The organism is Undibacterium sp. Xuan67W (assembly GCF_049340165.1).
In the GTDB taxonomy this organism is placed as follows: domain Bacteria; phylum Pseudomonadota; class Gammaproteobacteria; order Burkholderiales; family Burkholderiaceae_D; genus Undibacterium.
Genome location: NZ_JBMPPN010000027.1, coordinates 39,344 through 45,358 on the forward strand (window position 1 = coordinate 39,344; position 6,015 = coordinate 45,358).

A 6,015-nucleotide genomic window follows, 5' to 3' on the forward strand; every position below is an offset into this window, starting at 1 on the left:
AAACCTTATTTCAACTGAACTCGTGGATCAACCGCTTGATACAGCAGGTCGGTCAACAGATTAAAGAACATCGTTGCGGCGGCAACATAGACAGTGATCGCTTTGATGACAGGGAAGTCGCTACGCTCTACCGCCAGAATGACTTCACGACCGATACCGGGAATAGAGAAGAAGCGCTCAATCAGAAACGCGCCGATCAGCAATGCCGGCAAATTCGACATGACGTGCGTAATAATGGGGATTGAGGCGTTGCGTAGTACATGGACCCATTTGACCCGGCCCTCGGACACACCTTTAGCGCGTGCAGTGCGTACATAGTCTTGATTCACCTCGTCGAGTACAAACGTGCGGAACAGGCGCAGATTGGGGGCGACACCGACAGCGAGAGCAATCAGGATGGGCAGTGCAGAATATTTGAACAGATTTTCGGCAAAGCTATTACCCCAGCCCTGAACAGGAAACAGTCCCAGTTTATAAGCAAAGAAATACTGCCCCACGATGATGTAGACCAGAATACTGATAGACATGCCGAAGGTACAGGCAATCATAACTCCACGATCGGTCAGGCTGCCTCGACGGAATGCAATCGCCAGCGCAAGTGCAATCGCAATCAGTGTTTCGATGATTGTTAAGGGTACCAGCACCGTGAGTGATGGTCCAAGGCGTGTGCCGATGATGGAGGACACGGCCTCGCCGGTGCTCCAGCTGGTGCCGAAATTGAACGTAAGAATTTGCTTGATGAAAATTCCTAGCTGGACATAGTAAGGCTGATCAATACCAAGCTGGGTGCGGATATTTGCAATCTGCTCAGCGTTTGACATTTTGCCTGCCAGAATATAGGCGGGATCGCCGCCTACCCAGTTAAATAAAAAGAACACCAGCAAAATCACCCCCAGCATCGTGGGTGCCATCTGCCATAAGCGGCGCAATATATAGGCGGTCATGGAGTACTTTCTAACTAAGTTAATTACGCGATTGTTGGTATACAGGACTCAGGCAAAACATTCCGGCGGTGTCGCAGCACCCTATCGTTATTGGTATTGATACGGTCTTGCTTGCTGCGCCTTGCCGGAGTCATTTTGCTTGAACCCTAAGATAGATAAAAGTCGATCACGATCTCAGGGCTTATTTATTTTTCTCAACATCAAAGAACATCCATTCGCCATAGATAATCGGATGTTTTTTATAGCCGATGACTCTGGGTTGTGCCAGCATGTTTCTGTAGCGGGCAAAGCCAGTTCTTTGTGCTGTATTGACTTCCATAATCCGTGCCATCTTGTGATATAGCGCATCGCGTTCTGCACCAGGTGGTAGTTTCTGTGACTGTACGTACAGAGCGTCATATTCTGGAATCTTGACGCAGCCATTGTTCGTTGAACCGGAATTAGGGCCGTAAAATAATTGCATGAAGTTGTCGCCGTCAGGGTAATCGGCGATCCACGGTGCATTGCGTGTTTGTAGTTGGCAGTTTTTTTCTGCTTTCAGCATTTCGGAAAACTGCACCAGATCTTCTTTCATGCGGATGCCGATCGAGTCGTAGGTTTTTTTCCAGACCTCGGTCTGCAGCTTGCCGATCGGACCTGTGCGTGCGGTGTAGCGGATTTCCAGCGGTTTGCCATCGGGCAGGGCGCGGAAACCATCGGGCCCTTTTTTGTAGCCAAATTTGTCTAACAACATATTGGCGGCGGCCGGATTGTATTGAATGCTGCTTTTATAATTAGGATCATGACCGACTACGCCCGGTGGTATAGGGTAGTCGAGTGGAACGGCATTGCCGTTATAGACAATATTGATTTCTTCTGTGACGTTGTGCGCCATCGCAACGGCGCGGCGCAGTGCGATTTTGTCTTTTGTCAGGCCACCCCAGACCGGATCCTGCATATTCCAGTAATACACGGTGAGCTCAGGGTCAGGTATCCGTGAGAGTAAGATGCCTTTTTTCTGTAATGCGGGTTTCAGTTTGCCGTTGTCCAGCGCCTGCGGAGCGAGTGGCCCTTCTAGCTCAAAAATATCGACCTCGCCACCCTGGAAAGCGAGCCAGCGCGACTGGTCTTCGATCATGACATTGATTTCGATACGACCAATCTGCGGCATGCGCTTGCCCTTCATTGCGGCCATGATTTTTTGATCTTCAGGACTGCTGCCTTGATGATTCCAGACGTCGCCACGATAATCGGGATTCGCGACAAGTATGATTTTAGATCCACGCACCCATTCATCTGGCACCAGCATGTATGGACCAGTTCCGACAGGATTGGACATGACCTGACCCTGGATGTCCTGATATTTTTCGATGACTTCGCGTGCGACGGCGCCGGTCGGGTTGTGCGCCAGAATCAGGCCGAGATTAAAATCCGGTTCGTTCAGGTGAATCCGCAAGGTATATTTATCGACGACTTCCAGGCCAGGAATTTTGGCATCGTAGTCGAATTTATTAGTTTTTTTGGCTTGTGCGGCCAAGGCGTCCAGACCGGCAATTTTTCCGGCGATTAGCCAGGAATGCGGCGAGGATAGTTTGGGATCCATCAGCCGCTTTAATGTGTAGACGTAATCGGCAGCGGTCAGCTCGCGCTTCTTCCCTTTGAATGCTTCATCCGGCGTAAAGAAAATGCCTTTCTTGATTTTAATCGTATAGGTTTTTGCGTCGGCAGAGACCTCCGGCATGCTCTCCGCCACACGCGGAATCAGTTTGACCGGGCTGGCGAGGTAATCATACGAATATAGTGTTTCAAAGATGACGTAGTTAACACCGTTTGAATATAAATCTTTTGCGGCACCCGGATCGAAACCGGTCTCCGCAACGTTGAATACCCACTTCAATACTTTGTCAGGATCTGCCGGACTGGTCGCGGCGTCTGCATGAGACACGGGGAGGGAGGCGAGGCTGGTGAATACACCGATGGCAAGTGCGAGTGCGGAGACTTTTGGTCGATGCGAAACGATGAGCTTGTGCAAAATAGATGATGACTTCATTGCTAGTGGGTCTCCTTGTTAAAGCGACCTGAATAAAAATACTTGTTTAACTGTATGGACAACAATATGGACAATACAGAGACAATATATTGGCAAATGTAAACGAAGACACTGGGCCTCAGTTGATGCTTTTACGTCTTAGTGTTTTCACTTTACTCGCGTATTTATTTGTGTCTATACCTGTTCCAAACAGTTCTGAGTGTCCTGAATTGTTCTTGATACTGATTGATGGGCAATTTCAATGCTTCTCAACGTCGAGATATTGCCAGTCTGCGTGCAGGATAGGATGTTTTTTGTAACCTTGTATCCATGGCCGTATCAGCCAGCTGCGGATACGTGTTGAGTGCAATGCCCATGGCGTATCTGCTTCGATCTGACGACTCATCTGCGAATAAATTTTATTTCTTTCTTCGCCAGAGGGTAGTGACATGGCTTTTCTATACATTGCATCATAGGCCGGCGATTCGTAACAGGCGTGATTGCCTTGACCTGCTTTAGGGCCATACAGTAATTGCAGGAAATTTTCACCGTCAGGATAGTCGGCATTCCAGGCACCACTCCACATCGCGAGCTGGCAGGCACTGGCGGCTTTCAGATTGTCCGCAAAGTTGCTGACCACGAAGTCGATGCGAATACCGAGTTGATCCAGTCCACGCTTAAAAATCTCTGCTTGTACCTTATAGATATTGGCCGCTTCCATGGTTTTTTTAATGACCAGGGGTGAGCCGTCTGGCTTGTTGCGGTAGCCATCAGCACCGCGTTTATAGCCGAAATGATCGAGTAGTTTGTTGGCGAGGCCAATATCATAAGGAATGCTGCTGCGGTATTTCGGGTCATATCCGACGACACCCGGCGGTATCATGCTCTCGGCACGAATCGCTTGCCCAAGCCGCATCTGAGCGACTTCGTCCGCATTGCTATAAGCCATAACGATTGCACGCCGTAGTGCGATTTTTTCTTTGGTGTAACCGCCAACAACGGGGTCACGCATATTAAACATGGAGAAAGTCAGGCCTGCGTCGGCGACCCTGTCCATTTTGATACCCTCTGCGACAAAGGAGGCTTTGAGCTTGTCTCCGTCAAGTACAGCAGGTGCGGCGATCTGAGGCAGTTTATCTATATCAATCTGTTTATCCTGAAACGCTAGCCAGCGGGATTGTTCTTCTTCGATAATACTGATCTCGACTCTGCCGACTTGCGGCATTTTTTTACCTTTCATGACTTTGACGATCTGATCATCCCAGGCACTGCCCGATGACTGGAAGTCCCAGATGTAGCCACGGTATTCCGGATTCGCCTTGAGAAAAATTTTGCTGCGAGGCAGATATTTTTCCATCATGTAGGGACCAGTGCCGACAGGATGCAGACCTGATTGCTCTCCATAAGTGTCGATCACTTCTTTCGCGACCGCACCAAAGGCAGAATAGGCCATCACGTACAGAAAGTTATAGTCGGTGTCCTGGAGTTCGACTCTGAGTGTGTATTTGTCGAGCGCTTTTAAGCCTGTAATGGGCATGTCGTAATCGAACTTACCGGTTTTCTTTGCTTTTGCCTGGACTTCGGACATACCCGCAATTTTGCCGTCAATGAAACTGGCGTGAGGGGAGCGGTTAACCGGATCGAGTATGCGTTTAAAGGTATATATATAGTCTTGTGCGGTCAGCTCGTGTTTTTTACCCTTAAATGCATCATCTGGGGCGAAGAAGATGCCTGGCTTGATTTTGAACACAAAAACTTTGCCTGCGTCACTGACTTCCGGCATCGCTTCTATCGTACCTGGGATCAGTTTTGCCGGGCGTGCCAGATAATCATAGGTGAGCAGCGGTTCAAAAATAGCATTCACCACCCAGCCTGAATAGTGATTGGATGTTTTAACCATATCAAAGCCATCATCCGCACCTTCAAATGCTTGCCTTATGATTTTGTTCGGATTTGCCGGATTCTCTGCCAGAGTGGTCGTCGCGCCCGACATCAGGATCAGACCAAACGCAATGAGCTTTAATTTAAGTGAACCCAACATTACTCGACACCTCTTCATTTTTCTGACGTTGTTTTGAGCTTTCTTCATACGGGTAAAGGCTCATGGCAGGCAGGGGGCTAAAAAAGCCGTAACCATAACGCAAGTCAATACGGTACAGCACAAAAGTAAAATTTATTTTTCTTATTTATTTGCACCAATATGGCGCGATATTTTTTGACTTGTAAAAAATACTATCTTTCTATTTGCATGAATGGCAAGAGCAATGCTGTTCTGCACCAAAATGCACAATGTGAGATACATAATATTCAGCCGAATATGCAATGATTTTGAGATGAAAAAAAATTTTATTCTGGATGTTTAGGTCTGCCACAAAATAAAAGTAGCTTCTGTCGCAAATGTTATATCTACGCACTATTTATTTGCTGCAAAGCACAAATGGAATGCATCGCAATTGTCTGTTTTTCTCTCTAAAAAATTGGCTGTTGTTTTTTTGGGAAATGTAAAATAGCGAGTATTGACAGGGCGTGCTCAGAAGTGGTTCCATGCGCCATCGAAATTTTTTTGATGCTTTCATTTTCATTTCTTATGTGAAAAAACGCTTTTTTTTACATAAATCTTTAGATGTAAATACGGTCAACTTATTCACTGATCTCACTCATATACATGATGTGATATGGCTGAAAATAAATTCTTTTAAAACCGGATTTATTTTGTATTTACAAAAAATTGAGTGAAAGAATGGGTACGCAATCGGTTGCTTCGCCATATAATTCATTTTTTTGGCGAAATGCGATTTGTCGTTCTGCGCTGAGCATGAAGTTTGCTTGAGTCAGATCGGCACCCAATATGCGTGCCACCTTTTAATGGTTATCCAGTTCAGTATTTGTTGAAGTGGGTATGCCTGTTAGCAATATGTTGTGGTATTCGGAGGAAAGTAGGTATGGATTTTTCAAATCGCCAGCAAGAGCCGGGCAAGAAGTTGCTAGGGATAGGGCTGGTCGTTGCATTTCACGTCGTACTCGTGTACGCCCTGATCAACGGATTAGGGGTCAAAGTAGTCG

General features: G+C 47.0%; 3 protein-coding genes. All 3 read right to left on the reverse strand.

All coding sequences use genetic code 11. The features are described 5' to 3' along the window. Nucleotides 1–5: 5 nt before the first annotated feature. The 3 genes from ACO0LE_RS18235 to ACO0LE_RS18245 all read right to left on the reverse strand — a co-directional run bounded on the left by ACO0LE_RS18235 (nt 6) and on the right by ACO0LE_RS18245 (nt 4,993). Nucleotides 6–944: an ABC transporter permease gene (locus ACO0LE_RS18235; RefSeq protein WP_422957221.1), complete on the reverse strand. Its 939-nt coding sequence runs from the start codon at nt 942–944 to the stop codon at nt 6–8. Nucleotides 945–1,125: 181 nt separating this feature from the next. Further along, entirely contained in the window at nt 1,126–2,973 is a 1,848-nt protein-coding gene (locus ACO0LE_RS18240; protein WP_422961762.1) for an ABC transporter substrate-binding protein, read from the reverse strand. Between the two features lie 238 nt (nt 2,974–3,211). Then, on the reverse strand, nt 3,212–4,993 hold the full coding sequence (locus tag ACO0LE_RS18245) for an ABC transporter substrate-binding protein (RefSeq protein WP_422961763.1): 1,782 nt from the start codon (nt 4,991–4,993) through the stop codon (nt 3,212–3,214). Nucleotides 4,994–6,015: the final 1,022 nt, after the last annotated feature.

Bases quoted from the DNA above. Each gene is read 5' to 3' on its own strand.
- ACO0LE_RS18235 (WP_422957221.1), bottom strand. From the start codon at position 944: ATGACCGCCTATATATTGCGCCGCTTATGGCAGATGGCACCCACGATG.
- ACO0LE_RS18240 (WP_422961762.1), bottom strand. From the start codon at position 2,973: ATGAAGTCATCATCTATTTTGCACAAGCTCATCGTTTCGCATCGACCA.
- ACO0LE_RS18245 (WP_422961763.1), bottom strand. From the start codon at position 4,993: ATGTTGGGTTCACTTAAATTAAAGCTCATTGCGTTTGGTCTGATCCTG.